This window comes from Jiangella endophytica (genome assembly GCF_003427025.1).
GTDB lineage: Bacteria > Actinomycetota > Actinomycetes > Jiangellales > Jiangellaceae > Jiangella > Jiangella endophytica.
This window is the reverse complement of record NZ_QVAI01000015.1, coordinates 190,769-216,205: the sequence shown is the minus strand read 5'-3', so window position 1 is coordinate 216,205 and position 25,437 is coordinate 190,769. Positions and strand designations below refer to the sequence as shown.

Sequence of the window (25,437 nt, the reverse complement as noted above, 5' to 3'; positions counted from 1 at the left end):
ACTGCTGATCAAGCTGCTCATCGACACCGTCTCCAAAGACGGCAACCTGCTGCTCAACGTCGGCCCCAACGGCCGCGGCGAACTCGAACCCCGAGCGCTGGACACCCTCACCGAGATCGGACGCTGGATGCGCCTGCACGCCCGCTCCATCCACGACGCCGGCGCCAGCACGTTCGTGCCGCCCCCGGACTGCCGCTACACCCAACACGGCAACCGGCTCTACCTACACATCTTCTCGTGGCCGTTCAAACACCTGCACCTGCCCGGGCTGGCCGGGAAGGTCCGCTACGCACAGCTGCTCAACGACGCCTCCGAAATCCGGCTGGTCCCCCACCACGAGAACACCGACACCCACCCCGAACTGGGCACCTCGCCCGACGACCTCACACTCGAGCTGCCGGTCCAACGACCCGACGTCGCCGTCCCCGTCATCGAACTGTTCCTGAACCACTGACGGTCAGCCGCCGGCGCCGGCCACCAGGCACCCGCGTGGTCGTCCGTGACTCCCCCACGGACGACCACGCGGACGATGCACTCCGCAGCCTCGACGTCGGCCACCAGGAGGAACCGTGCCCGTGACTGACCCCGATCGACACGAGAGCATCGTTCAACCGGGCTTCGGCGCGGTAGCCGACGCTTTTCGCCGCACTCTCGATGACGACGGCCGAACCGGAGCCACTCTCGCCGTGTGGATCGACGGACAGCCGACCGTCGAGGTCTGGGGCGGAACAGCAGACGAACGACGCCGGCGTGAGTGGTCACGGGACACGCTGTCCGTGACCTTCTCCTGCACCAAAGGCATCGCCGCCGTCCTCGTCGGGATGCTCCTCGAACGAGGGGACATACCCTCGCTGGAGACACCGGTCGCGACGATCTGGCCCGAGTTCGGCGCCCAGGGTAAAGAGAAGATCACCATCGCGGACGCCCTGGCGCACCGCGCGGGAGTCTCCGCACCACGACAGAACTTCACGTTGGCGGAAGCACTGGACGGGCACAGCGTGGCAGCAGCTCTCGCCGATCAGGAACCGCTGTGGGCACCCGGCACGACGCACAGCTACCACACCCTGACGTACGGCTTCATCGTCGAGCAGCTCATCCTTCGAGCTGCCGGGCGAACGGCCGGCCGGTTCTTCGCCGACCAGGTAGCGGGACCCCTCGACGCGGACGCCTGGATGGGTCTGCCGCCGGAGTACGAGCACCGCGTGAGCCTCCTGGTTCAGGACCCGTCGACCGCGGCAGACCTCGCCGGAGACGCCGATGCCGTGCGCTGGGTGACCCAGGCGACCACACTCGGTGGAGCCTTCCCGCTGACGCTCATCTCACCGACGGGCGGCTTCAACGATCCGTTGGTGCACCGCGCGGAGCTTGCCGGTGCCGGCGTCATCGCCACGGCGGGCGCCATCGCTCGTATCTGGTCGGCAACCGTCACCGACACACGAGGGCTACGTCTCATCAGCGATGAGACCAGCAAGAAGCTGGCGGCCCCACGAAGCACAGGGAAGCCGCACTTCGCGACGAACCCCCCGCCCTACCCCTCGTGGGGCTCCGGCATGAGGATCCCCACCCCATCCCAACCCCTCCTCTCGCCGCGTTCCTTCGGCCACGACGGCGCGGGTGGACAGCTGGCCTTCGCCGACCCCGACGCGAAGGTAGGTTTCGCCTACCTGACCAATCGGATGGCAGACGGCTCACGGGCCGACCACCTGGTTGCTGCGCTCCGCCGGGTCATCGGCTGATCAGGCGGTGCGTGCACAGACGGCGCTCCTCGACCGCTCGTCGTCCAAGGCGCTCCGCCCTCGAGCAGGCGTCGAGTTCGCGGTCCTGGAACAGCGCTTCAGGAGGCGGCCGCCTCCTCGCGTTCGCTCGTGTGCCGGCCCGGGGCGACGAGGCCGATGGGGCGCCCTACGCGGCCCGCCGACGGGCGTCGATCGCCTTGCATGCGACGACCTCGACGACATCGATCAGCTGACCGAGCGATGCCTCGACGGAGGACGCCTGGCGCGGGGTGGCGGCGATGGTCGCGTTGAAAACGCGCCGCCCTCCGGCCGGCCGCGACAGATCGGCCTCCAGCACGTCGACTCCCCGTCGGTGCAGGGTCGAGACGAGCGCCAGCAGCGCCGCGCGATCCGATCCCACGAGAACGACCGACACCGCATACACCCCAGAGCTGGTCATGAGCCGTCCTTCCCGGCTAAGGCCGCCATCTGAAGCCCTATCCTCGATACTGCAGCTCAGATCGTCAACGATGTCTCGACGAACCTTGCAATGTGCTCAGCAAGGACGTCGGCAGCGAGCGAGAGGTAGGCGTGATGGCAAGCATCGACGAGCTCGATGTCGAGATCCTGGGCCGGCTCACCGAGAACGCCCGGGCCGGCATCGCCGAACTCGCCAGCGCCATGGGCGTCAGCCGGGCCACGGTCCAGCAGCGCCTCCGGCGCCTCGAGGATGAACAGGTCCTCGTCGGCTTCCAGCCGGTCATCAACCTCACCGCCGTCGGCATGCCTGTGCAGGCGCTGGTGAACCTGGAGATCGACCAGCGTGTCATGTCGCCGATCATCGCGGGCCTCCGACGACTGCCGGAGGTTCTCGAGGTCCGGATCCAGGCCGGCCGGGAGGATCTCCTGGTGCACGTGGCGATCGGCTCACTCGAAGAACTCCAGGCCCTCACCGCCGCCATCGTGGCGATCGACGGCGTCCGCAAGACGACCTCCACGTTCACCGTCGCGACGCCGCTTCCCTACCGCGTGCTGCCGCTGCTGAACCGGGTCACCAAGGGCACCGGCTGGGGTCGCTCGACGCCAGCGGCGCGTTGACCCTCGGCGACGCAGCCGGCTGCCGAGTCCGGGCGCGTGGCGATCCGCCGTGGCCGGCGCGGCTAGCCGACGCTGATGATGGTCTTGCCCGTGGAGCGTTCGGTGGGGTTGAGTGCCGCGACGGCGTCGTCGAGCGGTCGAACCGTGCCGATGCCGGTACGCAGCCGGCCGTCGCGGACGCGCGCGGCGATCTGCGTGAGCTGGTCGCGGACGGCTTCCACGACGAAGAACACGGAGCGGCCGCCTGCGGGCTGCCGCGTGGGTCCGGCGATGCTGACGAACGTGCCGCCGGCCCGGACGAGGTCGACGGAGCGGTCCCCGATGTCGCCACCGATGACGTCGAACACGAGATTCACCGGCCCGGCCGAGGTGAGTTCGTCGGTACCCAGGTCGACGAACTCGTTCGCCCCGAACCCGAGTGCGACGTCCCTGTCCGCGGTACGGCCGGTGCCGATGACGTAGGCGCCGGCGTCGCGCGCGAGCTGCGTCGCGACGGAGCCGACCCCGCCGGCCGCACCGTGCACGAGCACGCTCTCCCCGGAGCGAAGGTGGCCGTGTTCGAAGAGACCCTGCCAGGCGGTGAGGCCCGAGATCGGCAGGCTGGCGGCGGTGACGAAGTCGATGTCAGCCGGGAGCGGGGCGAGGTTGCGAGCTTCGACGGCCACGAGCTCGGCGAGGGTGCCGTTGCGGGTCCAGTCGGCGAGGCCGAACACGCGCTGTCCGACGGCGAGGCCGGTGGTGCCGTATCCGAGTTCGGCGACGACGCCGGAGAGTTCGTGTCCGGGGATGCTCGGGGTGCGGTCTCGCCCGGCGCGGTCGGTCCACGTGGCCGGCCAGGTCAGTTCGCCCGGCGTGAATCCGGACGCGTGGACGCGGACGATGACGTCGTTCTCCGACGCACGGGGTTCGGGCTGCTCGGTCAGCGTCATGCCAGCGGTGCCGGCGTCCGGATCGGTGACGGTGATGGCCTTCACGGTGATGTCCTCCTGGTCGACGGGTTCACCATGTAGACGACACACCCCCGGGCCGCGTCAGGTCGATGCGTCGTCCGTGCGCCACAGAGTCAGCTTGCGCGGGTTCCACTGAATCAGCACGTCCCGCACGATTCCGGCCGTCGCCACCAGTTCGATGACGCCGGTGACCGTTCCGTCGACACGCTCGAACGTCAGCACGACGCCGCCTCCGGCCTCGCGGAGTGCGAGGGTGATCGGCGCCTGCCGGGCGAGGACGCCGACGATGAAGCGGGCGACCTTGTCCGGACCGTGCACGGGGTTCAGCGCGGCTCTGGCGACGCCGCCGCCGTCGGAGCGCAGCGTCACACCAGGGTCGAGCAGGCGCAGCAGAGCCGCTATGTCGCCGGTGTTCGCGGCGTGCCGGAACGCCTCCGTGAGACGCGCGCTCGCTCCGGTGGTGCTCGGCTCGGCATCGCTCGCGCCGACCCGTGCGCGGGCGGACGACGCCAGCTGCCGCACGGCGCCGGGCGACCGGTCGAGCACGTCCGCGATGTCCGCGACGGGGTAGTCGAACACGTCTCGGAGCACGAAGGCCACGCGCTCAGCGGGCGTCATCGACTCCATCACCACCAGCAGCGCCATGCTCACCGACTCCGCCGTGACCGCGTGCTCCGCAGGGTCGCGCGCCCTGAGTGGCGCCGTGACGCGGAACCGGTCGTCCGGGATCGGCTCGGGCAGCCACGGACCGACGTAGAGCTCGTGGCGTCGAGAAGCGCTCTTCAACACGTCCAGGCAGACCCGGCTCGTCGTCTTGGCGAACCACCCCACCGGGTTCGTCACGTCCGCCCGGGCGTGGTCATCGAGCCGGTACCAGCGCACGAACGCTTCCTGCACGGCATCCTCAGCGTCGGCAACGGTCCCGAGCATCCGGTAGGCCATACCCACCAGACGATCCCGCTCGACACCCGCGACAGCCAGCGATCCGGACACCACCCCATCATGGCCGTATAGCGCAGACGACGATGAGCGACCGTCAACTCCTGTGGGTCGACGGGTGCGGCAGGACGTCCCAGGCCGGCCGCTGGAGCTGATCGTTGTACACGATGACGTCGGCGTGGTCGGCCGGGCGGGCCGTGGCGAAGTAGAGCCGCTGGGACGGGATATAGCGGTCGCGCCAGGACCGTTCGATGTCGGCAGCGTCGACGGCGGACCCGCCCAGCGCCGCGCCTCGCTCCCGGGCGCGATCCACCGTCTGCTCGAACGGGACGGACACGAAGATGCGCAGGTCCCACCGGTCGGCGAGCTCCGGGCGCAGCAGGAAGACCCCGTCGAAGAGCAGCACGGCGTCTGCGGGGGCGGTCGTCGCCGGCGGCGACGACGCGGTGTCGGTGTCGCGGTCGTAGACCGCATGCCGGAACCTTCGGTCTCCGCCCGGGCCCAGCGGATCGAGCAGGACCCGGCACAGCGTGGCGTGGTCGTGGGCGTCGAAGTAGCACCCTTCGGCCGAGTACCGGCCGCGCCGGTAACGCTGTGCACGGGGAACGAGGAAGTCGTCGATCGTCGCGCGGATGACGTCACGGTCCTGTGCGCGCAGGACGACGGCGAGCTCGTCGGCCAGCGTGGTCTTGCGTTCCTGCCGGTGGCGACGTTCTCCATGCTCAGATCCCTGGTGGCCACTATATGACCGCAAGGGAATCTAGGCTTGCCGGCATGTCCACCAGCACCCGAGCACTCGCACTGCTCGGTCTGCTCCAGGCACGACGGCACTGGCCACCACTCAGCCCTGAAGCGTCCTGATGCGGAAGGGTGCCGTTCCCATCGTGCGGTCGGTCACGGACGAAGAGCGTCGTGCGCGGCTGGGCGTCAGGCATGCCCTGGCACAGTCCGTTCGGGTGCGGTCGCCCGAAGACGCTGCTCGTGCGGTCGTGTGCTTGCACGCGACCGATCCACCGAGTGTGCATCTCTCCTGCTGGGCACGTACCGAGCAGGTCAGCGTCGAGGACGTCGAACAGGCGCTCTACGTCACGCGCTCCCTGGTCAGGCAACAAGCCATGCGCGAAACGCTCTTCGTGTTCCCCCGCGATCTGATCCCAGCCGCCTGGGGCAGCGTCTCCGCGCGCTTCGCCGCGGCCAACCGCAGACGCTTCATCAGGGACCTGGAACGCTGGGGCTCCGTACCGGACGGGGACGGCGCAGCCTGGTTGCAGGCCGCGGAGTTCGCCGTGCTGGACCACCTCGCCGACGGCGTGCCGAGATCCTCGGCCCGGCTGCGGGAGGAAGTCCCAGAAGTCGGCGGGTCCATCGTGCTGGCCCCCGACAGGTCGTGGGGCGGCAAGGTGGCCATCGCCCCACGAGTACTCGCCCAGCTCAGCATGGCCGGATCGGTCGCGCGGGCCGCCAACGCCGGCCCCTGGTACACGAGCCGTCCCACCTGGACGACGACCGCGGAATGGTGGGGTCACGACGTACCCGACGTGCCAGAGACTCGACCGGGCTACGCCGAACTCGTGCGTCGGTGGCTCTGGTCGTACGGACCCGGCACCGTCGAGGACATCGCCTGGTGGATCGGCGGCACCAAGGCCGCGGTCCGAACCGCCCTCGACGACCTCGGAGCACGGAACGTCTCGCTGGAGGACGGCTCGATCGGCTGGCTGCGACAGGACGACCTCGAACCGGTGTCGGCCCCCGAACCCTGGGTTGCGCTCCTGCCGCTGCTCGACCCCACCGTGATGGGCTGGAAAGAGCGGGACTTCCTTCTCGGCCCGCACGCACCCCAGGTGTTCGACAGCGCGGGCAACGCCGGAACGACCGCGCTGGTCGACGGCCGCGTCGTCGGAGCCTGGGTACAAGACACCCAGGGCGTCGTGGAACTGAGACTGCTGGAGAACATCACCCGGACGGCGCATGACGCGCTCCGAAGGGAAGCACGGAAACTCACCGACTGGCTGGACCGCCAGCGGGTCTTCACCGTCTACCCCTCACCAGCCATGCAAGCCGACGCCGCCCCCTCCGCTGTCGACCCGGCGACGAGCCGTGCGGTCCGCTCCTCATGATCTCGCAGGGTGGCGAAGGAGCCCGGCTCGCGTCCACTCGGCCTCCGCTTCGGCCACCGCCGTCCGGGTGTACGACACATCGACCCGTCCGAGTTCGGAGCAGAAGGCGTTGACCACCGCCACGGCCGACGTCATGGACGGGAAGAACGCTCCGCCTTCGGCCGACGCCGTCACCACGTGGTTCGCCACCTGGGCGAGGGCCGACCCGTGGTGGTCGGTGATCACCAGGACGCGCGCGCCGCGGCCACGCGCCGTGGTGACGGCACTGATCGTGCTCTCGTAGACCCGCCAGAATCCCAGCGCCACGACGAAGTCCGACGGGCCGAGGCGGGCGACGGCGTTGACGACGCTCGCCCCTTCGCCGGGTGAGCTCGTCGGATAGCCGCCGAGCGAGGCGTTCATGGACAGGATCTGCGCGACGCAACCGAAGCTGCCGCCGCCGATCGCCAGTCGCGTGTGCGCTTGGGCGAACTCGGCGACGGCGGACGAGAGGACGGCTCGCTGGTCACGACTCGCCGTGAGCGCGAGGGCTCGCTGGTCGGCGTCGAGGGACTCCTCGACGCCGCTGTGCGAGCTGCCCTGCGCGTGCTGCGCCGCGATCTCGGACCGGCTCAGGGACGAGAGATAGCGGGCCCGGAACTCCTCACGCAGCGCCGGCCAGCCGGGATAGCCGAGTCTCTGTGCACCACGCGTCACCCCGCCGACGCTGATGTTCGCGATCCTCGCGATCTCACTCGCCGAGGCGTAGGACGCGTACTCGGGCTGGTGCGTCATCACGGTCACGACGCCGCGGGCGGCTCCCTTGCTGGGCGCCCGGTCGCTCAGCGACGCAAGCCAGTCCTCGAACGGCAGATTCGTCATGAGCCCTCACTTCGTCGACGACGAGACGCATCCGGCGCCGCCTGTGCCTGTCGCGAGCGCACAGGCTCGTGGCGGTTCTTCGGGCCATCGGGTCGCTCCTCCACCACGCCGATTCCGCGCCGTTGTGCACAGATCGTTGCAGAATCGCTCTAGTGCAGCATATTGTGCAGCAATCGGCTGTCCCGAAGGAAGTCATATGACATCCCCCTCGAGCACCCCTCCGACCCTGATCCGCCACGCACAGGTCGTCGACGCCGCCACCGGTTCGCTCCGCGAAGATGCCGATGTCCTCGTCGCCGGCGGGCTGATCCAAGAGGTGGGACGCGGCCTGAGATCGAGCCTTCCCGGCCTCGTCGAGCTGGACGCGCATGGCCGCTCTCTGTTCCCCGGACTGATCGACGCCCACGTCCACGTGACCGCCGTCAGGCGCGACCTGCGGGAATCGGCCGCGCTGCCCAAGTCGTACGTCGCCGCGGCCGCCGGCGCGCAGCTGCGGACCATGGCCGGCCGAGGATTCACGACCGTCAGGGATGCCGGGGGCGCGGACTGGGGCCTGGCGCAGGCCGCGGCCGACGGACTGCTCGGGCCGGCGTCCCGCCTGGTGTTCGGCGGCCGGGCGCTCTCCCAGACCGGCGGACACGGCGACCTGCGGGGACGGGAGGGAGGCGCCGACCCCTGCTGCAGTATCGGCCAGGTGTGCGACGGCCCGGACGAGGTCCGCCGTGCGGTGCGACAACGCATCGCTTCCGGCGCGGGCCACATCAAGCTCATGCTCGGAGGTGGCCTGTCGTCGGAGCTCGATCGGCTGGACGGCGACCAGTTCGCGGAGGACGAGGTGCGCCTCGCCGTGGACGAGGCCGACGCCGGCGGGATCTACGTCACGGGACACGCGTACACCCCGGAGTCGATCTCGCGGGCCGTCCGTCTGGGTGTCGCCTGCATCGAGCACGGCAATCTGCTCGATGCGCGGACCGCCGCGCTGATGGCGGCACAAGGCGTCTTCCTCGTGCCGACCCTGGTCACCTACGAGGACATCGCCGACTACGTCTCCTCGGGAGATGCGCCGCGGCACTACGCGGAGAAGCTCGCGATCGTCCGCGAGTCCGGCGTGCGAGCCATCGAGCTCGCGGTGGAGGCAGGCGTCCCGGTCGCGTTCGGCACCGACCTGCTCGGCCCGGGGCACGCGCGACAGCTCGACGAGTTCACGCTACGGCGCGATGTGCAGTCCCCGCTGTCACTGCTGCAGTCCGCCACGACAACGGGCGCACGGTTGCTGCGGCACGAAGGACGACTCGGCGTCATACGGCCGGGTGCACGGGCAGATCTGATCGTGAGCGACCTGGATCCCACGACCGAGTACCTGGACGGCCTCCGGAAGCAGCCCTACGTCGTCATGGCAGGGGGTGTGTTCACCGACTCCGATGCGGGTCGCGTGCTCGGTGCGTAGGACGCCGCGGCCTCGGGGCCGGTGCAGCGCGTGCACCCCTTACTCATGTCAAGGACGTCCTCACTGCCGAGAGCCGTGTGACACGCACCCACTGAGCAGAAGGAGCCAGCATGTCGAGTCGTGAACGCCTCAGCAAGGAGCGGTACGAGCACGCCGAGAAGCTCATGCGGCACCGTCGTCCGACGCTGGTGCCGGGCGAGCTCCTGACCCCGAACTGGCATGGGGAGACCCTGTGGTTCGACGTCGGCCCCGAGACGTTGCTGGTCGATCCGGTCGCCAGCACGACCCGGGCGGCATACGACCGCGAGCGAGCGGCCCTTCCGCTCCGCGAGGCCACCGGCCTCGAGCTGTCCGAACTCACGGTGTCCGACGTCGATCCGGTCGACGACGTCGTGTCGTTCACTCACGAGAACGACGAGCACGAACTGCGCGGCTGGCAGCTCAGCCTCGCCGACTACACCGTCCTCCCCCGGCCCGGCCCGACCCGGACCCCGTGGGAACGACCGTCACCGGATGGACGATGGGTCGCCTTCGTCCGCGACCACGACGTGTGGGTCCGCTCCCGGGCCGACGGCGAGGAACGGGCACTGACGTCGGACGGCACACCGGACCAGTGCTACGCCGAATGCCCCGACACCGGCCAGCGCCGGCCGCTGCACGAGATCCTGGGCTCGCGCATGGCACCCGCCCTGCTGTGGTCCAGCGACTCCCGGCGCGTCCTCACGCATCGCCTGGACCAGCGCGGAGTCAGGATGACCACGTTGGTGCACGCCTCCCCCTCCCCCGACGGCCCGCCCCGGTACGACCACTATCGCTATCCGCTGCCGGGCGACGACATCGTGCCGACGGGGCAGCTGCTGAGCATCGAGGTCGAGAGCGGAGCGATCACGTGGGCGGCACACGAGCCGGTCCTCCTGCAGCTCCTGCAGTACTCGGCGCCGACGTTCCGTGGGGAGCTGTGGTTCGCCGGCGACGACGTGGCGTACTTCCTCTCGCGAAGCCGTGATGTCCGCGAGATCAGCCTGTGCCGGTTCGACCTCGGCACGGGTCGGGTACGCACGGTGCTGACCGAGACCGACCCGCTGCGCGTGGAGCTCAACCCGACGAGCGCCGAGCTGCCCATCGTCCGTGTCCTCCCCGGACGCGGAGAAGTCCTCTGGTGGTCCCAGCGGGACGGGCACGGGCATCTCTACCGGTACGACGAGGACGGCCACCTGCTCGGCCGGCTCACGAGCGGGGACTGGGTCGTCCGTCAGATCCTGCACGTGGACGCCGACGAGTCGATGGCGCTGGTCGTCACGGCCGGCCGCACTCCCGACGATCCTTACGTCAGGCAGCTGCTCGAGATCGATCTCTCGAACGGCTCCATCCGGACCGTGGTCGAGGACGACCTCGACCACGAGTTCAGCGCCTCACCCTCCGGCAGGTACGTGGTGGACCGGGCCTCCCGGACCGACGTCGCGCCGGTGACGACGGTGATCGAGGTCCGCACCGGCGCGGCCCACGAGGTGCACCGGGTCGATCCGTCGCCGCTGATCGCCCTGGGCTGGTCACCCCCGATCCGGTTCTCAGTCCTCGCCGCCGACGGCCGGACCCCGCTCTGGGGCACGCTCACGGTGCCGCACGGGCTGGACGAGACCCGCTCGTACCCGCTGATCGACGATCTCTACCCGGGGCCCCAGCAGAACCGCAGCTCGCCGGCCTGGCGTGCCCCGTTCCACATCCAGGACATGGACTCCCTGGCGTCGCTGGGGATCGCGACCATGACCCTCGACGGCCGCGGCACGCCGGGCCGGTCCCGTGCCTTCCACCGGTTCTCGTACGGCAACCTCGCCGATGCCGGCTGCGTCGCCGACCACGTCAGCGCCATCCACCAGCTCGCCGAACGCCATCCATGGATCGACCTCGGTCGCGTGGGCGCGAAGGGACACTCGGGCGGCGGCCGCGCCACCGTGCGATCGATGCTGACCGCTCCCGAGCTGTATCGCGTCGGGGCCGCATGGGGAGGCACCCAGGACGAACGCTTCTACCAGTCGTACTGGCTGGAGGGCTATCAAGGTCCTCGCGACGAAGATGACTGGGCCGAGGTGAGCAACCCGGCGCTGGCCGGACGACTGCAGGGTTCGCTCTTCCTGGCCCACGGCGAACTCGACGACAACGTGCTCCTCTCGCAGACGATCAGGCTGATCAGTGCTCTGACCGATGCGAACAAGGACTACGAGCTCGTCCTCCTGCCGGGCACCGAGCACGGTTTCGCCGGTCGGCGGGCGTACCTCTACCGCCGGACCTGGGACTTCCTGGTGCGTCACCTGCTGGAGATGGACCCGCCCGAGGGTGTCGAGCTGACCGAACCACCCCTGTTGATGGATGCGCCCGCATTCCTCCGGTGCTGACCCGGGGACGAAACGAGGGACTGCCGATGCTCAGCAGTGAGCTGGCCGAGTTGGCCGGCGTCACCGTCCGCACGGTGCGCCACTACCACCAGATCGGCCTGTTGCCCGAGCCACCACGCTCGGCCGGGGGCCATCGACGCTACGACGTCAGCCACCTCGTCCGGCTGCTGCGCATCACCAGGCTGACCGCACTGGGCGTACCGCTGCACGTCGTGCCCGCTGTGCTGGACGACGCCGCGGCCGCGGCCGAACTGCTCGAGGAGCTCGATCAGCAGGCCGCCGCCGACATCGACCGGCTCACGTCCCGCCGGGCCAGCATCGCCGCGCTCCGTCACAGCGGCGCCCCGCCCGACCTGCCTCCGGAGCTCTCGGAATGGCGCACCACCCCCGGGGCTGGGCTGCCGGTGGACATGGCCCGCTATGAACACGCCCAGCTGATCCTGCTCGGACACCTGCTCGGCAAGGATGGCTCGTCGAGGCTCACCGCCCTGTTCGGCGATACGGAGTACCTGGCCGCGTCCGCCCCGCTGACGGTGCGCTTCTACGCCCTCCAGCCCGACACCCCCGAGGAAGAGATCGCATCGCTGATCGACGATCTGGTCGCGCACCTCACCTCGGTGGTGGCGCGGATGACCGGTGCGTCCTCGCTCGACCCGCGGGTCGCCGCGCTGCTGGACGAGCTGGACGCGCAGAGTCTGCGGCCCACGCAGCACCGCGTTCTGCGCCAGGTCAAACAGCGTCTGGTCCGGCCTGGCGGTCAGGCTTGATTCCGACGCGACGTCAGGGTCTGTACTCGGAGTGCCCGAGACCATCGACCATGAGGACGCGTCATGACCCTCCCGTCGGACCCGATCGCCGTCGAGGCGTTCTTCGGCCCTCCCAGCCGTAGCCGGGCCCTGCTGTCCCCGGACGGCAGGACGGTCGCGTACCTCGCGCCGTGGCGAGGCCGGCTCAACGTGTTCATCCGAGATCTGGACTCGGACTGGTCCACCTCCGACCACGCCGACGGCGCCCAGCGCATCACGTCCGATAGCCGGCGCAACATCGACTCCTTCTTCTGGACCATCGACGGCCGCTACCTCCTGTTCCAGCAGGACACCGACGGCGACGAGAACTGGCACCTGCATCGCGTCGACCCGACCCGGCCCGACGAGCCCGCCGTCGACCTGACTCCGTTCGAGGGCGTCCGGCTGCTGGGCGCGCAGCTTCCGCCGGACCGGCCGGGGACGGCATTCGTGCAGCTCAACAAGCGGCGTCCGGACCTGATCGACCTGTTCGAGCTCGACCTGTCGACCGGTGAACTGGTCACGACCGCGGAGAATCCCGGCGACGTCGTCACCTGGCTGCGCACCCCCGACCGATTGCTGATCTTCACGATCGAGGACGGAGGTGTGCACGTGCTGTCGGAGCTGACCGAGGCCCGGCGCCGTCCGATCGCGCGCTTCTCCGGCACCGATGTCCTCTTCGCCGTCCTCCCGGCCGCACCCACGCCGGACGGGAACGGACTGTGGATCGGCTCGTCGCGCGGTTCGGACCGCACCCGCCTGGTCCGGGTCGACCTGACGACCGGCGAGCAGGTCGGCGTCGACAGTCATCCCGTGTTCGACCTGGACACCCCTCGCCCGGAGGCCGACCCGCGTTTTCCCTCCTCGCTGATCCTGCACCCAGCGACCGGTGACCTGCTCGGCGCCCGCTACCTCGGCGCCCGTCAGGTGATCCACGCGCTCGATCCGCACTTCGCCACGGTGCTGCCGCGGCTGTCCGAACTGTCCGACGGCGATCTGGCCCACGTGTCCTGCGACGCCACCGCGCAGCGTTGGGTGGTGGACTTCACCCACGACCGCGATCCCGGCGTCACCTGGTTCTACGATCACGCCACGGGTCAGGCACGCCGCCTGTTCCGGCCGTTCCCCCACCTCGACCCGACGCAGCTGGCCGAGGTCACGCCGATCACGCTCACCGCCCGCGACGGACTGACACTCCCCTGCCACCTCACCTTCCCGGTCGGGGTCGAGCCTCGCGAGCTGCCGACCGTGCTCCTGGTGCACGGCGGGCCGTGGTATCGCGACAGCTGGTGCTACGACCCGGAGGTGCAACTGCTGGCCAACCGCGGCTACGCGGTGCTGCAGGTCGACTTCCGGGGGTCGACCGGCTACGGCAAGGCGCACACCCGGGCCGCGATCGGCCAGTTCGCCGGGCGGATGCACGACGACCTGATCGACGCCCTCGACTGGGCGATCGAGCAGGGCCACACCGATCCGGACCGGGTCGCGATCTACGGATGCTCCTACGGCGGTTACGCCGCGCTCGTCGGGGCCGCGTTCACCCCGGACCGGTTCGCCGCCGCGGTCAGCTACACCGGCATGTCCGACCTCGTCGACCTCGTGCAGTCGGTCGTCCCGTTCGCCCGCCGCGCCGTCGAGAACAGCTACATCCGCTACATCGGCGACCCCGACGACCCTCGTCAGAAGGCCGACATGCTCGCCCGCTCGCCCATCACCCGGGTGGACGACATCACCGCGCCGATGCTGCTGATCCACGGCGCCAACGATGTTCGCGTCTCGCGCGGCAACTCCGACCGCGTCGTCGAGGCGCTCCGCGCCCGCGGCGTCGAGGTCGAGTACCTGGTGAACGAGACCGAGGGGCACTGGTTCATCAACCCGGAAAGCAACATCGAGCTGTACAGCACGCTCGAGCGCTTCCTCGCCCGGCACCTGGGCGGGCTTTCCTCGACGAAGGAGCACACGGCATGAGTGACGAGCAGCAGACGGCGGGCCCGGACCACGAGCCGCCGCCCGGCGCCTCGACGACGGCCACCTGGAACGGCCTGGAGTACGTGGCCACCGCAGGGTGGACCGTGCTTCGCAAGCACGACAAGCCGACGGCGGAGTTGTTCTCGACCTCCTACGTCGCGCCGTCGGGCGACCTCACCCGACCCGTGACCTTCGTCTTCAACGGAGGTCCCGGCGCCGCCTCGGCCTACCTCCACATCGGCGCGGTCGGCCCGCACCGCGTCGAGTTCGCCGCCGACGGGACGATGCCCGCGCCCCCGCCTCGACTCGTGCACAACGACGAGTCGTGGCTGGCATTCACCGATCTCGTCTTCATCGACCCGATCGGCACCGGGTTCAGCCGTGTGATCGATCCGAAGACCGCCGCCGACAAGACAGCGGGCGATGCGCACGATCCCCACGAGTACTTCAGCACCGCCCGCGATCTCGCGGCGATGTGCGAATTCATCGGGCGTTGGCTGTCGGACCACGGCCGCTGGGGATCGCCGGTCTTCATCGCCGGCGAGAGTTACGGCGGCTACCGCGCCGGGCGGCTGACCCGGCTGCTGCAGGAATCGGGCGTGATCCTGAACGGGGCGATCCTCATCTCACCGGCGCTCGAACCGGCCCATCTCTCGACCGTCTTCGGCTGGGGCGACTACGAGATCGTCCCGTGGATCGACGTGTTTCCGACGATGGCCGCCGCGGCCGCGCACCACGGCCGCTCCCGCGTCTTCGAGCCCGGCACACCGGTGGAGCAGGTCCAGCGGGCCGCTGAAGAGTTCGCGACCGGTGACTACGCGTCCTTCCTGGCCCGCGGCATCGCCATGGCCCCTGAGGAGCGCGAGCGTGTGATCGCCCGCTTCGCCGACTTCACCGGCCTGGACCCGGCCTTCGTCGCCCGGGCGGAGGGTCGCGTCCGGGTCAGCCAGTTCGCCCGGGAGCTGCTGCGCGACGAACAGCGAGTGGTCGGCTACTACGACGCGTCCGTCACCGCGTCCGACCCGTTCCCGGACCGCGACCTGTACGCCGGCGCCGATCCGACCCTGACCGCCATCGGTCCCGTGTACCTGACGGCCGTCAACCGCCTGCTGCGGACGGAGATCGGTCTCGAGACCGACCGTGAGTACAAGCTCCTCAACACCGAGGTGACCCTGGCCTGGAAGAACGACGAGGCCTTCCACTACGTGCAGGCCACCCAGGGCGCGGCCGACGACTTCCGCACCGGTATGTCCCTGAACCCGCACCTGCGGGCGTTCATCACGCACGGCCGGTACGACCTGATCACTCCGTACTACCTGAGTGATCGGATCCGCAACCTGATGCGCCTCGATCCCCAGGTCGCGGGCCGGTTGACCGTGCGCCACTTCGACGGCGGCCACATGTTCTACGCCTGGCAGCAGAGCCGTCGCGACTTCACCGCCGCCATCGCGGCGTTCGTCGCGGACGCCACCACGTCGTGACCGTCCGCAGCAACCGTTCATCGATGAGAGGAAGACGAGGATGATCAACAACTACGTGGGACCCACCGTCGGGCTGGTGATGGACGGTCATCGCCTCGACCCGACGGCGCAGGTGCTCCGTCGTGACCACCTGCCGGCGTGGCGTGCCGGCGGACTGACGGGCGCGGTCATGCAGGTCAGCGACTGGAACACCCTCGGCATGCTGATGTCCGAGATCCACCGCTCCGAGGGCGAGATCGTCTTCGTCAGGAACCGCTCGGAGTTCGAGAACCGCCCGCCCGGCTCCTTCGGCCTGTTCCTCTCGGTCGAGGGGTACACCTCCTTCGCGGGAGACTTCGACGCCCTGCACGTGCTCGCCGAGCTCGGCGTCATCGCGTTCACCTTCTCGCACAACGTCCAGAACGTGCTCTGCACGGGATGCAACGACCGCGCAGGCGAGGGTGGCTTCACCCACCTCGGCAAGGCGACGCTCAAGGAGCTCGAGTCGTCGCCGATGATGGTCGACCTCGTGCACATGTCGCGCGCCTCCTTCTGGGACGCGCTCGACCTCTATGACGGCGACGTCTTCGTCTCGCACGCCAACAGCGACGCGATCTGTCCCCACACCCGCAACCTGACCGACGACCAGATCAAGGCCGTCGCCGAGCGCAACGGGGTCATCGGCTTGACCACCTACCGCGGCTACGTCTCAGCGGATCCTTACGCCGCGACGCTGTCGGACCTGCTGGACCACGCCATGCACATGTACGACCTGGTCGGCGCCGAGCACCTCTCGATCGGGGCCGACTACTCCGGGCCTGCCACCGACGAGGTGCCGCCCATGCTGAGGACAGCGATGGAGGGCGCCGACCCGGAGAACACCTACGGGCTCGGCGAGGTCGGGCCGGACCTCTACACGCGAGGACCGAAGGGCATCGAGGACGCCAGCCGGCTGAACAAGCTGCTCGTCGGACTCGCCGAACGAGGCCTCGATCACCGCGAACTCGATCTCATCGCCGGGGGCTCCTATCTCGCGATGGTGGAGCGGGCCCGGCCGTCGGTGAACGCATGAGCGCGGCCCACTGGTACCAGCAGACGAACGCGCCTCCGACACCGAGCCTGGAGGAGGTGCCGCCGCGCGACGGCGGCTAGGCAGCGTGATCGGCGTCAGGCGTCGGGCGGTTCCTCTTGAGGGCCTGCATGTCCCGGACGACGTCGCTCACCATGCGGATGGAGGCGGCGTCGAGCACTTCGCCGCACTGGATCACCTCGACGTTCCGCTCCCGCAGCGCCGTCAGCTCCGTCCCCTCCTCGGGGATCACGACGAGGTCGATGCCCTGGAGGTCCTGGTCCTCGATGCCGTCGAGCAGCTCGATGTTCTCGATGCCGGAGTCCCGCAGCGCGTCCAGCACGGTGGTCGCCTGCTCATCGGTTCCGCTCCAGACGCCCACGGTCCGGCCCTTCGCCGCGGATGCGATCTGCAGGAGGGTCTGGATGCGAAGCCCGAGAACGATGCCGACGACCTCAGTCGTCGGCCGGCTCATCAGGGCGCGTGCTTCCGCGAGATGGGAGAACGTCGTCAGGACGAGGTCGGCGCGCTCCTCCTCGGGCTCGAACCCGCCCAGGACGAGCGGCTTCACCTTGATGCCGATCTGGGCTTCCACTTCGTGCGCGATGTAGGCGGCCCGGTCGGCGTTGCACTCCACGCACGACACCTTGAGCAGGTCGTTCTCGGCCCGCACGGCAAGGCTCATCACGAGCGACTGGATCTCGACGGCGGACAGGCCGAGCTCGACGCACTCGCGGATGCCCGATTCCAGGACCCGGCGTGCCTGATGACGGGCCGAGGAATCACCGCTCGCGGGCCGAGGCCCCACGACGAAGGTTCCCGTCCGGCCACGCCCTTCGATGAGGCCGATCTCGCCGAGCTTCGCGTAGGCACGAGCCACGGTGTTGCGGTTGACGCGGATGTCGTCGGCCAACTGACGGGCGCTGGGCAGGGCATGACCGGGTTCGAGGTCACCGATCTCGACCAGGAACGACAGCTGGCTGATGATCTGCCGGTAAACAGGCACGTCGGAGTGCAGGCTCACCTGGACCTTGTCGACCACTGTGCGCATCTCCCCTGTGAAAGCGCAGGGCGCTCTCGGTAGAACCCGGTGAAGGTCGTTCAGGACGACTGGACGCGAACGGCATGCAGGAGGCCGTGGCAGCTGGGAACGGCCACGGCGTCCGGCAGCAGCGCGCCGTCAACGCCCTCAGCAGGCGGCCGCTGCCGCACGGGCGTGCCCCGGGCCGCGGCGTCCAGGCAGTAGCAAGGCGCGCGTCGGTCCGGATCCGGCCGGACCCCGCACGACGCCGGCGGCCTTCGTCAGGTGCCGGACCCCGCCCGGGTGCGGGCAGCCGGATTCCGTGGAACTGCTGGCGGGTTCGGTCACTGGGCTCTCCTCCGCGAGTCCCGAGGACCCCGCGGACAGCCACGCCCACGCCACGACGGCGTGCTCGGCGATGACCCTCCCGCGAGGTCAAACGGCGAACGGACCGCCAGGTCGGGCGGGCCGCACAGCCGGCAGGTCTTCGGACTCGCGGGCACGACCGGCTCGCGCCGATCACCTACCGGCCGTCGCTTCCCAGACGCTCACACGCCCAGTGCTGCCTCACACGAGGCAGACGGCTGTCGTTCCCACTCACCGCTGCGGGGCAGCCCCGGATTCACACCGGGTTCCCTCTTGCCTCGGCACCGGCCACGAACATCGACCGGCACCGAACCAGCTGTACCTGACAGTCTAGCCAACGCCGGTCCGTTCACGGCCAGGCGAGCGCGCCTCGCCGCCTTCCGCCGTCGTTCAGCGGTCGCGGCGGTGCGCGGCACGGCGCAGCAGGTAGACGTCCATGATCCAGCCGGCAGCAGACTTCACCGCGGCCCGTGCTTCGTGGAGCTCGGCGAGGACGTCACCGACCTGCCCGCCGACGAGCCGCTCGTGCGGTGTGCCGAGGTTGGCACCCCACCAGACGTCCCAGTGGTCGAGGCCGTCCAGGTCGATGTGGGCGTTGAGCATGACCACGATGTTGTCCGCGCCCGACTCGACCGCCGCACGCAGCCGGCGCGCGGTCGTGACGGTGATCGGCTGGCCGATCTCGTGGAGCACGATCCGGTGCCGGGCGGCCAGCAGCTGCAGGCTCGAGACGCCCGGGATGACGTCCCAGCTGAAGTCGGCGTTGCCACGCGCGAGCACCTTCTCGACGATGCGGATGGTGGAGTCGTAGAAGGCCGGGTCGCCCCAGACGAGGAACCCGACGTCGCCGTCGTGGCCGAGGATCGCCCGCTCGTACGCCGCGGCGCGGGCGTCGTGCCAGTCGGCGACGGCCCCGAGGTAGGACGCGTCGGCGCCGGTGGTCGCGGCCGAGCGGTCGCGTTCCGGGTCGGGCACCGCGATCACCCGAGCCGAACCGACATGCCGGGCGAGCAGCGCTTCCCGGGCGGCGAGCAACGGGTCGTCCCGGCCCTTGTCGGCGACGACGAAGTACGCCACCGAGCGCATCGCCGCGACCGCCTCGAGCGTCACCTGCTCGGGATCGCCGGGCCCGACGCCGATGATGCGGACCCGCCTCATCAGCCCCTGTCCTCCAGGTCACCCTCGACGTCGAGGTAGACCTGCCGCATCGCGGCGAGCACCGCGGGATCCGGGTCGGCCCACAGCTCACGCTCGGCGGCCTCGTCGAGCCGCTCGATGATGCCGCGCAGCGCCCACGGGTTGGCGTCCTTCAGGAACGCCTGGTTCTCCTCGTCGAGCACGTACTCCTTGGCGAGGGACTCGTACATCCAGTCGTGGACGACACCGGCCGTGGCGTCGAAGCCGTAGAGGTAGTCGACCGTCGCGGCGAGCTCGAACGCGCCCTTGTAACCGTGCCGCCGCATCGCACCGATCCACCGCGGGTTGACGACGCGGGCGCGGAACACGCGCGTGGTCTCCTCCTGCAGCGTCCTCGTGCGCACCGCGTCGGGCGTGGTGGAGTCGCCGACGTACGCCTTGGGGTCCGCGCCGCTCAGCGCCCGCACCGTCGCGACCATGCCGCCGTGGTACTGGAAGTAGTCGTCGGAGTCGGCGATGTCGTGCTCACGGGTGTCGATGTTCTTGGCGGCGACGGCGATGCGCCGGTAGTTGGCGCGCATGTCGTCGCCGGCCGGGACGCCGTCGAGGTCGCGGCCGTAGGCGAAGCCACCCCAAGCGGTGTAGACCTCGGCGAGATCCTTGTCGTCGCGCCAGTTCCCGGCCTCGACGACCTGCAGGATGCCGGCGCCGTACGAGCCGGGCTTCGAGCCGAAGATGCGGGTCGTGGCGCGGCGCGGGTCGCCGTGGCCGGCCAGATCGCGCTGCGCGTGGGCGCGGAGATAGTTGTGGTCGTCGGGCTCGTCCAGCTCGGCGACCTGCCGGATCGCGTCGTCGAGGATGCCGATGACATGCGGGAACGCGTCGCGGAAGAAGCCGGAGATGCGCACCGTGACATCGATCCGAGGGCGGCCGAGCTCGTCGAGCGGCACGACCCGCAGGCCGTTGACCCGGCGTGAGGCCTCGTCCCACTCCGGCTCGACGCCGATCAGCGCCAGGACCTCGGCGATGTCGTCACCGGACGTGCGCATCGCCGAGGTGCCCCACACCGAGAGCCCGACCGATCGCGGGTACTCCCCCGTGTCGGCCAGGTGGCGCTCGATCAGCGAGTCGGCCATCGCCCGGCCGGTCTCCCACGCCAGCCTGGACGGCACGGCCTTGGGGTCGACGGTGTAGAAGTTGCGGCCGGTGGGCAGCACGTTGACCAGTCCGCGCAACGGTGAACCGGACGGTCCGGCGGAGACGAACCCGCCGTCGAGAGCGTGCAGCACGGCACCGATCTCATCGGTCGTCCTCGCCAGCCTCGGGACGACCTCGGTGGCGGCGAACTCGAGGATGCGGACGACCACGGGGTCGTCGTGAACCGTCCGGGCCGTAGCGGCGTCCCACCCGGCGTCCTCCATGGCCTGGACGAGCGCCGTGGCCTGCGCCTCGATCGCGTCGACGGCACCGAGCTCGGCGCCGTCCTTCAGTCCCAGCGCCGCTCGAAGGCCCGGCAGCGCGCCGGCGTCGCCGCCCCAGATCTGCGTCGCGCGCAGGATCGCGAGCACGAGGCCGACCCGCGCCTCGCCCTGCGGCGCCTGGCCGAGGATGTGCAGGCCGTCGCGGATCTGCGCGTCCTTGACCTCGCAGAGCCAGCCGTCGACGTGCAGGATGAAGTCGTCGAACTCCTCGTCGCCGGGACGCTCCTCGAGGCCGAGGTCCTGGTGCAGCTGGGCAGCGTGCATCAGCGTCCAGATCTGTGCTCTGATGGCCGGCAGCTTGGCCGGGTCCATCGCGGCGATGTTCGCGTACTCGTCGAGCAGCTGCTCGAGCTTGGCGATGTCGCCGTACGACTCCGCCCGGGCCATCGGCGGGATCAGGTGGTCGACGATGGTCGCATGGGCACGGCGCTTGGCCTGGGCCCCTTCACCCGGATCGTTGACGAGGAACGGGTAGATCAACGGCAGGTCGCCGATCGCGGCGTCGGTCGCGCACGCCGCGGACAGCGCGGCGTTCTTGCCCGGCAGCCACTCCATCGAGCCGTGCTTCCCGAGATGGATGACGGCGTGGGCGCCGAACCCGTTCGCCAGCCAGCGATACGCCGCGAGGTAGTGGTGCGATGGCGCCAGGTCGGGATCGTGGTAGATCGCGACCGGGTTCTCACCGAAACCGCGCGGCGGCTGGATCAGGATGACGACGTTGCCGGCCTGGATCGTGGCCAGCACGAGTTCGCGCGCGTCGTTGACGAAGAGCTCGCCGGGCGGCGCGCCCCACGTCTCGGTCACGGCCTCGCGGAGGTCGGGATGGAGTGCGGCGAACCACTCGGCGTACTGATCGGCGCCGATGCGGACGTGGCTCTCGCTGAGCTGGGCGTTGGTGAGCCACTCCTCGTCCTGGCCGCCGGCGGCGATCAGCGCGTGGATCAGCGCGTTGCCGGCCTCGGTGTCGTCCGCGAGGTCGAGCCCGGGGATGTCCCCGGGAGCGCCGAGGTCATATCCTCGCTCGCGCATCGCGCGCAGCAGGCGCACGGCCGAGACCGGGGTGTCCAGGCCCACGGCGTTGCCGACGCGGGAGTGCTTCGTCGGGTAGGCGGAGAGCATCACCGCGATCCTGCGGCCGGCCGGCGGAACGTGGCGCAAACGGGCGTGGGCGACGGCGATGCCGGCGACCCGGGCACAGCGCTCGTCATCGGCGACGTAGCGCGGCAGCCCGTCCGGGTCGATCTCCTTGAACGAGAACGGCGCGGTGATGATCCGGCCGTCGAACTCCGGGATCGCGATCTGGTTGGCCGAGTCCAGCGGGGTGACGCCGTCGTCGGACGCCGCCCAGTCGGCCCGGCTGGAGGTGAGGCACAGCCCCTGGAGGATCGGGATGTCCAGCGCCTTCAAGCGCTCGACGTCCCACGACTCGTCGTCGCCGCCGGCGCTGACGGTGCCGGGCCGGGTGCCGCCGGCCGCCAGGACCGTGACGATCAGCGCGTCGAGGGTGCCGAGCTCGGCGAACAGGTCGTCGGGAGCGGCGCGCAGCGACGAGCTGAAGATCGGCACCCCCACCGCCTCGCCGGTGGCGTCGACGGCGTCGGCGAGAGCATGTGCGAAGTCGTTGTTCCCGCTCGCCTCATGGGCGCGGTAGTAGAGGATGCCGATGCGCGGCCGGCCGGTCGCCGCTTCGGCCCGCGCCGCCACTCCCCACTCGGGGACGACCGCGGGCGACTCGAAGCCGGTCCCCGTCAGGAGCACGGTGTCGGAGAGGAACGCGTGCAGCTGCGCGAGGTTCGCCGGCCCGCCCTCCGCGAGATAGCGGTGCGCGTCGGCCGCGACCCCGACCGGCACGGTCGAGTGACTCATCAGCTCCGCGTCTGGGGTCTGCTCCCCGCCGAGGACGACCACCGGCACACCGGCCGCCAGCACGGCGTCGAGACCGTGGCGCCAGGAGTCCGCCGTGCCGAGGATGCGGACCACCACCAGATCGGCGCTCTCGATCACGGCCGGGAGATCGGCGCTGACGTCGAGGCGCGCGGGGTTGGCCAACGTGTAGGCGGCACCGCTCGCACGGGCCGACAGCAGATCGGTGTCGGACGTGGACAGCAGCGCGATGCGCGTCATGGTTCCTCCTCGGATCTCACGGATCTGGCCAGCCGCCGGTCCTGGACCGGACGGCCGCCCAGCAGGTGGTGCTCGACGATGTCGCGGCAGGCCTCGGGGCCCACCCGCCCGTACCAGACGTCGTCGGGATGGACCACGACCAGCGGCGCGTGGTTACACGGGAAGAGGCAGCCGGTCTGCGCGACCAGGACGTCGTCGTCGCCGAGGCCCGCCTCGCCCAGCGCGCTGCCGAGCGCGGCCGCGGTCTCGTCGGATCCCCGTGCGGTGCACCGAGGGCCGCGGCAGACCAGCACGTGATGGCGATGTCCTGGCACGTCCTCCCAGCCCGGCGACTCCAGCGACGCCTCCGTGCCGCTGACCCGCCCGGACGGCGAGGCAGCGGCCGCGACGACGAGAGCGTCGAGACGTCCGGGGTCGATCGCCCGCAGGATGCCGGGTGCGACGACCAGCTCGGGCACCGGCCCGGTCCGCTCACGCTTCCAGTGGGCGGCGACCCGGCGCAGCCAGGACCGTGCGATCGCCCGGGGCGCCAGGCAGACCCCGACGAGGACGATCCGGGGGCAGCCCTGGCCGGCCAGCCGGGTGAGCTCCGCCGGCAGCGACGGCTCGCCCAACTGGAGGAAGGCGAGGGTGCAGTCGTCGCGTGTCGCGGCCAGGGCGGCCAGCTCGTCGCGGGTCGCGTCCTCCCGGACCGACATCCCGACCAGCACGACGGCGCTCATCGTTCCCACACCACGTGCAGACGGTCGGCGCGGTGGTGACGCTCGACATGGGCGGTGACCCCGTAGACGTCGGCCACCAGCTGCGACGTCAGGACGTCGGCGGCCGGCCCCTGCGCCACGACGCGCCCGGCGTTCAACACCACGAGCCGGTCGCAGAAGGCGGCGGCGAGGTCCAGATCGTGCAGCGCCGCGATGGTGGTGAGGCCCAGGCCGCGGACGGTCCGCATGAAGTCGAGCTGGTGCCCGAGGTCGAGATGGTTGGTCGGCTCGTCCAGGATCAGCGTCGCCGGTTCCTGGGCGAGCGCCCGCGCGAGCTGGGCGCGCTGACGTTCACCGCCGGACAATGTCTGCCAGCGGCGGCCCGCCAGCTCCGCGACGCGACCGATGCGCATCGCCGCCTCGATCGCCTCGCCGCCCTCGGCGGCCCCGGCCGGCCAGCGCCCACGATGCGGGATCCGGCCCAGTTCGACGACCTCGCGGACACTCAGGTCCAGGTCGGTCGAGGCGTGCTGCTCCACCAGTGCCACCCGACGTGCCCGCGTCCGCGCGTCCATGGCGTGCAGGTCCCGGCCGTCGACGAGCACGGCGCCCTCCGCGGGGGCGCGCAGTCCGGACAGGACGTGCAGCAACGAGGTCTTGCCCGAGCCGTTGGGGCCGAGCAGGCCGGTGACTGTGCCCGGCTCGCAGGTCAGGCTCACGCCGTCGACGATGCGGCGCCCGCCGACGCCCCAGCTCACCGCACGCACGTCCACTCTCATGCGCGCTTCCTCGCCTTCCTCAGCAGGACGGCGAACACCGGCGCGCCGACCGCGGCCGTGACCACGCCCACCGGGATCTCCTGGCTGCTCACCAGCGACCGGGCCGCGGTGTCGGCCCAGACGAGGAGCGTCGCTCCACCGAGCGCACTGGCCGGCAGCAGCCGATGGTGCCGGACGCCGATCAGCATGCGGGCGATGTGCGGCACCACGAGACCGACGAAGCCGATCGCGCCCGTGTACGACACCAGACACGCCGTCAGCAGCGCGGTCACGACCATGAGCAGCCAGCGCAGCCGGCTGACGTTCACCCCGAGGGACCCGGCCGCGGACTCGCCGAAGGCGAAGGCGTCGAGATCAGAGGCGAAGGCCATGACCACCACCGCGACCACCAGGGTCACGACCACCAGGAAGATCGCCGAGCCCCAGCGCACGCCCGCCAGCGATCCCAGTGTCCAGCTCAGCACGCGGCGCGCCGCGTCGCTGTCACCGCTCATGATCACGACGAAGGCCGTGTAGGCCGCGCAGATCTGGCCGACCGCGACGCCGGCCAGGATCGTGCGGGCCGGCGGCAGCGCACCCGTGCGATCGCTCGCGAGCAGCAGCACCACGAGCAGAGCTGCCAGCGCTCCGGCGAAGGCACCGGCGGTCAGCATGGCCGAGCCGGTGATCCCGGCCACCGACACACCGAGGACGATCACCATGACGGCGCCGACCGAGGCGCCGCCGGAGATGCCCAGCAGATAGGGGTCGGCCAGGTCGTTGCGGGTCAGCGACTGCAGGACGGCGCCGACCAGGGCCAGGCCCGCCCCGGTCGCGGCGGCGCCGAGGACCCGGGGCAGGCGCAGTTGCCAGACGATCTGGTCGTCGAGCAGCGAGACGTCGGCGTCGGCCACGCCCAGGCGCCGGCCGACGACCTCCAGGACCGACCCCACGGGCATCGACACCGCGCCGAGCGCGAGCGCGGCCACCATCGACGACAGCAGCACGACCGCCATCGCGATGATCACGCCGGGTCGCCGGGTCCGG

At 70.5% G+C, this 25,437-nt stretch carries 21 protein-coding genes and 1 riboswitch; of the genes, 10 read left to right on the top strand and 11 right to left on the bottom strand.

Going from position 1 to position 25,437, the window contains the following annotated elements; translation table 11 throughout:
• Together DZA62_RS26310 and DZA62_RS26305 are read left to right on the top strand one after the other, a co-directional pair.
• The coding region (locus DZA62_RS26310; protein ID WP_198664209.1) for an alpha-L-fucosidase at window positions 1-454 on the top strand (454 nt) is incomplete at its 5' end.
• Between the two features lie 115 nt (window positions 455-569).
• Window positions 570-1,736, top strand: coding sequence for a serine hydrolase domain-containing protein (locus tag DZA62_RS26305; RefSeq protein WP_116951907.1), 1,167 nt, complete (start codon window positions 570-572; stop codon window positions 1,734-1,736).
• Window positions 1,737-1,902: 166 nt separating this feature from the next.
• Here the strand turns inward: DZA62_RS26305 and DZA62_RS26300 are convergent, their stop codons facing one another.
• On the bottom strand, window positions 1,903-2,151 hold the full coding sequence (locus DZA62_RS26300) for a hypothetical protein (RefSeq protein WP_116951906.1): 249 nt from the start codon (window positions 2,149-2,151) through the stop codon (window positions 1,903-1,905).
• A 158-nt stretch (window positions 2,152-2,309) separates the two neighbouring features.
• On the opposite strand from DZA62_RS26300, the gene DZA62_RS26295 reads away from it, so the two are divergent.
• Entirely contained in the window at window positions 2,310-2,813 is a 504-nt protein-coding gene (locus tag DZA62_RS26295) for an Lrp/AsnC family transcriptional regulator (RefSeq protein ID WP_157987921.1), read from the top strand.
• A 62-nt stretch (window positions 2,814-2,875) separates the two neighbouring features.
• Here the strand turns inward: DZA62_RS26295 and DZA62_RS26290 are convergent, their stop codons facing one another.
• Genes DZA62_RS26290 through DZA62_RS26280 form a run of 3 tightly spaced genes read right to left on the bottom strand, consistent with a single transcriptional unit; the run spans window position 2,876 to window position 5,456 of the window.
• On the bottom strand, window positions 2,876-3,787 hold the full coding sequence (locus DZA62_RS26290; RefSeq protein ID WP_116951904.1) for an NADP-dependent oxidoreductase: 912 nt from the start codon (window positions 3,785-3,787) through the stop codon (window positions 2,876-2,878).
• A gap of 57 nt (window positions 3,788-3,844) precedes the next feature.
• Window positions 3,845-4,756, bottom strand: a complete 912-nt coding sequence (locus DZA62_RS26285; protein WP_198664208.1) for a sigma-70 family RNA polymerase sigma factor — start codon at window positions 4,754-4,756, stop codon at window positions 3,845-3,847.
• Between the two features lie 43 nt (window positions 4,757-4,799).
• A complete protein-coding gene (locus tag DZA62_RS26280; protein ID WP_198664207.1) occupies window positions 4,800-5,456 on the bottom strand; it encodes a cytidylate kinase family protein in 657 nt (218 codons plus the stop codon).
• 235 nt (window positions 5,457-5,691) lie between these two features.
• Here DZA62_RS26280 and DZA62_RS26275 point away from each other — a divergent pair, with 235 nt between their 5' ends.
• On the top strand, window positions 5,692-6,819 hold the full coding sequence (locus tag DZA62_RS26275; RefSeq protein WP_408619656.1) for a winged helix DNA-binding domain-containing protein: 1,128 nt from the start codon (window positions 5,692-5,694) through the stop codon (window positions 6,817-6,819).
• On the opposite strand, the gene DZA62_RS26270 is transcribed toward DZA62_RS26275, so the two are convergent.
• Window positions 6,814-7,680, bottom strand: coding sequence for a MurR/RpiR family transcriptional regulator (locus tag DZA62_RS26270; protein WP_116951901.1), 867 nt, complete (start codon window positions 7,678-7,680; stop codon window positions 6,814-6,816). The two genes, DZA62_RS26275 and DZA62_RS26270, sit on opposite strands and share 6 nt — an antisense overlap.
• Window positions 7,681-7,816: 136 nt before the next feature.
• On the opposite strand from DZA62_RS26270, the gene DZA62_RS26265 reads away from it, so the two are divergent.
• From DZA62_RS26265 to DZA62_RS26240, 6 genes are all read left to right on the top strand, one after another.
• A complete protein-coding gene (locus DZA62_RS26265; RefSeq protein WP_157987920.1) occupies window positions 7,817-9,127 on the top strand; it encodes a metal-dependent hydrolase family protein in 1,311 nt (436 codons plus the stop codon).
• A gap of 110 nt (window positions 9,128-9,237) precedes the next feature.
• Window positions 9,238-11,520, top strand: coding sequence for a S9 family peptidase (locus tag DZA62_RS26260; RefSeq protein WP_116951899.1), 2,283 nt, complete (start codon window positions 9,238-9,240; stop codon window positions 11,518-11,520).
• 26 nt (window positions 11,521-11,546) lie between these two features.
• Window positions 11,547-12,287, top strand: coding sequence for a helix-turn-helix domain-containing protein (locus DZA62_RS26255; RefSeq protein WP_116951898.1), 741 nt, complete (start codon window positions 11,547-11,549; stop codon window positions 12,285-12,287).
• A gap of 63 nt (window positions 12,288-12,350) precedes the next feature.
• Window positions 12,351-14,273, top strand: coding sequence for a S9 family peptidase (locus DZA62_RS26250; RefSeq protein WP_116951897.1), 1,923 nt, complete (start codon window positions 12,351-12,353; stop codon window positions 14,271-14,273).
• Window positions 14,270-15,754: a S10 family peptidase gene (locus DZA62_RS26245; protein WP_116951896.1), complete on the top strand. Its 1,485-nt coding sequence runs from the start codon at window positions 14,270-14,272 to the stop codon at window positions 15,752-15,754. The genes DZA62_RS26250 and DZA62_RS26245 overlap by 4 nt, the downstream gene beginning before the upstream one ends.
• Before the next feature lie 40 nt (window positions 15,755-15,794).
• Complete coding sequence (locus tag DZA62_RS26240; RefSeq protein ID WP_116951895.1) at window positions 15,795-16,805, top strand: dipeptidase; 1,011 nt, start codon at window positions 15,795-15,797, stop codon at window positions 16,803-16,805.
• A 76-nt stretch (window positions 16,806-16,881) separates the two neighbouring features.
• Here the strand turns inward: DZA62_RS26240 and DZA62_RS26235 are convergent, their stop codons facing one another.
• The 6 genes from DZA62_RS26235 to DZA62_RS26210 all read right to left on the bottom strand — a co-directional run bounded on the left by DZA62_RS26235 (window position 16,882) and on the right by DZA62_RS26210 (window position 25,406).
• Window positions 16,882-17,853, bottom strand: a complete 972-nt coding sequence (locus DZA62_RS26235; protein WP_116951894.1) for a GntR family transcriptional regulator — start codon at window positions 17,851-17,853, stop codon at window positions 16,882-16,884.
• Window positions 17,854-18,284: 431 nt separating this feature from the next.
• A riboswitch (cobalamin riboswitch) is annotated at window positions 18,285-18,493 on the bottom strand.
• A gap of 86 nt (window positions 18,494-18,579) precedes the next feature.
• On the bottom strand, window positions 18,580-19,347 hold the full coding sequence (cobF, locus tag DZA62_RS26230) for a precorrin-6A synthase (deacetylating) (RefSeq protein ID WP_116951893.1): 768 nt from the start codon (window positions 19,345-19,347) through the stop codon (window positions 18,580-18,582).
• A complete protein-coding gene (locus tag DZA62_RS26225) occupies window positions 19,347-22,931 on the bottom strand; it encodes a cobaltochelatase subunit CobN (protein ID WP_116951892.1) in 3,585 nt (1,194 codons plus the stop codon). Before DZA62_RS26225 ends, cobF begins: the two co-directional genes overlap by 1 nt.
• Entirely contained in the window at window positions 22,928-23,653 is a 726-nt protein-coding gene (locus tag DZA62_RS26220) for a (2Fe-2S) ferredoxin domain-containing protein (protein ID WP_116951891.1), read from the bottom strand. The genes DZA62_RS26225 and DZA62_RS26220 overlap by 4 nt, the downstream gene beginning before the upstream one ends.
• Window positions 23,650-24,411 (bottom strand): ABC transporter ATP-binding protein, encoded by a 762-nt coding sequence (locus DZA62_RS26215; protein ID WP_116951890.1) that lies wholly within the window; start codon window positions 24,409-24,411, stop codon window positions 23,650-23,652. The genes DZA62_RS26220 and DZA62_RS26215 overlap by 4 nt, the downstream gene beginning before the upstream one ends.
• The gene (locus DZA62_RS26210) at window positions 24,408-25,406 is read right to left on the bottom strand and encodes a FecCD family ABC transporter permease (RefSeq protein ID WP_116951928.1); all 999 of its coding nucleotides are present in this window, start codon (window positions 25,404-25,406) and stop codon (window positions 24,408-24,410) included. Before DZA62_RS26210 ends, DZA62_RS26215 begins: the two co-directional genes overlap by 4 nt.
• Between the last annotated feature and the right edge of the window lie 31 nt (window positions 25,407-25,437).